This is a genomic window from Streptomyces sp. NPDC088354 (genome assembly GCF_044753585.1).
Lineage (GTDB): Bacteria > Actinomycetota > Actinomycetes > Streptomycetales > Streptomycetaceae > Actinacidiphila.
This window is the reverse complement of sequence record NZ_JBIVNJ010000158.1, coordinates 1-1,672: the sequence shown is the minus strand read 5'-3', so window position 1 is coordinate 1,672 and position 1,672 is coordinate 1. Positions and strand designations below refer to the sequence as shown.

Sequence of the window (1,672 nt, the reverse complement as noted above, 5' to 3'; positions counted from 1 at the left end):
AGGCAGACATCCGATGCGGTTGATCTGTCAAGCCATGGTGGGGAAGGCGATCTCTTCGCTGTAGGGGATGCGCTTGGTCAGGCAGTGGTGGAGGCAGCCGAGCATGCGGTTGAAGAGGTTGCGTTGGGCGGCGGTGTGGCGTTCTTCGGTGGCTCGGCGGCGGTCGTAGTGGCCTCGGGCGCCGGGTGATGCGGTGAGGGCGGCGAAGGCCCACAGGTAGCCGACGGCGGCCAGGCGCTGGTTTTTGATGTGTCTGGCCAGCACGGTTGTCTTCTTTCCGGAGGCGCGGGTGATGGGTGCGGCTCCGGCGTAGGCCTTGAGTGCGCGGGCGTCGGCGAATCGGGTGTGGTCGTCGCCGAGTTCGGCGAGGACGCGGGCGCCGGTGAGGGCGCCGAGGCCGGGGAAGCTGGTGATGATCTCGGCGTCTGGGTGCGTCTCGAACGCCGCGACTGTGGCGGCTTCGAGTTCGTCGGCGCTGGTGCAGGCCGCGTTGAACTGCCGTAGCAGTGCTTGGGTTTTGGCGCCCATGGCCTGTTCGACCAGGGGTGGTTGCTGCATTTGGGGTTCGCGCAGCAGCTGGTGGAGGCGTTCGACCTCGGGGGCGATCTCGCGTTGACGACCGGCCTTGATGAGCAGGGCGCGGAGCTGGCTGCGGGACAGGCGGGCGGCTTGGGTCGGTGTGGGGGCGGCGGCCAGCAGGGTACGGGTCACCTTCGACGTGATGCCCTCGCGGTAATGAGTAAAGACCGGGAGGAAGCCGGGGAAGTATTCGTGCAGGTGGGAGCGGAGTTTGTTGCCTGCTTGGGTGCGGTCCCAGACGGCGTCTTGCTGGGCGCGGGCCAGGACGGTGATGGCCTGGGCGAGCTCGCTGTCGGTGGGCAGGGGCCGGTGTTCGGCGGGGTCGGTGCGCAGGATGTTGGCCAGGACCTTGGCGTCCAGGTGGTCGGACTTTTTGCGGGTCAGGGCGTATCGGTCGCGGTAGCGGGCGGCGGTGAGCGGGTTGATGGCGTAGACGGGTCGGCCGGTGGCGCGCAGGCAGGACACCAGCAGGCCGTGGGAGGTCTCGATGGCCACCGGGATCGGGGACTGTGGGGTGTCGCCGTGGTCGGCCAGCAGATCCAGCAGGTGGGTCAGGCCGGTGGCGTTGTCGTCGATGCGGAGCTTGGCTAACAGCGCTCCGTCCTGGTCGATCAGGGCCACGTCGTGGTGATCGCTGGCCCAGTCGATCCCGCAGAAGATGCGGGCCATGGATCCGTCCTCCTGGTTGGTGAGGGTATTGCTGCTGGTCACAGCCGTGCAGGGTGCGCGGCTCCCTAATGGAAGGGCTCGTGCGGCCCGTCATCCGATCAGCCGTTCGCGATCCCGGCGACCGGCAGGGCCCTCGGTCTGCGGGGGAACTCTGTGTTCCCGAAGCGGTGAGAGGTGATCCCTGCCGGCGGCCTGGTCCACGACGCTAGCGACCGAGACGCACGCTGGTCGCGTGGTCGGCGGGGCCGGGCGAGCGGGACGAAGGCTGGAGCGTGGCCGGGGCCCCGCCGGGTCACGCGTCCCCGGCGGATGCCGGGGACGACCAGCACACGGGACCGGCTCTGCCTTGAGAGGTCGGCGCCTCAGGAGCGAATACGGCTCACCACGTGCCGGTCATCCCCAACACTTACGTCCCCATTAGGAG

The 1,672-nt window shown here is 68.8% G+C and carries 1 protein-coding gene; it reads right to left on the bottom strand.

Annotated elements, in window-relative coordinates; genetic code table 11:
* Positions 1–27 precede the first annotated feature (27 nt).
* Positions 28–1,248 (bottom strand): IS110 family transposase, encoded by a 1,221-nt coding sequence (locus ACIP98_RS42445; RefSeq protein WP_401982236.1) that lies wholly within the window; start codon positions 1,246–1,248, stop codon positions 28–30.
* Positions 1,249–1,672: the final 424 nt, after the last annotated feature.

What these genes read in the sequence shown, in the direction of transcription:
- ACIP98_RS42445 (WP_401982236.1), bottom strand. Translation starts at nt 1,248, where the DNA reads ATGGCCCGCATCTTCTGCGGGATCGACTGGGCCAGCGATCACCACGAC.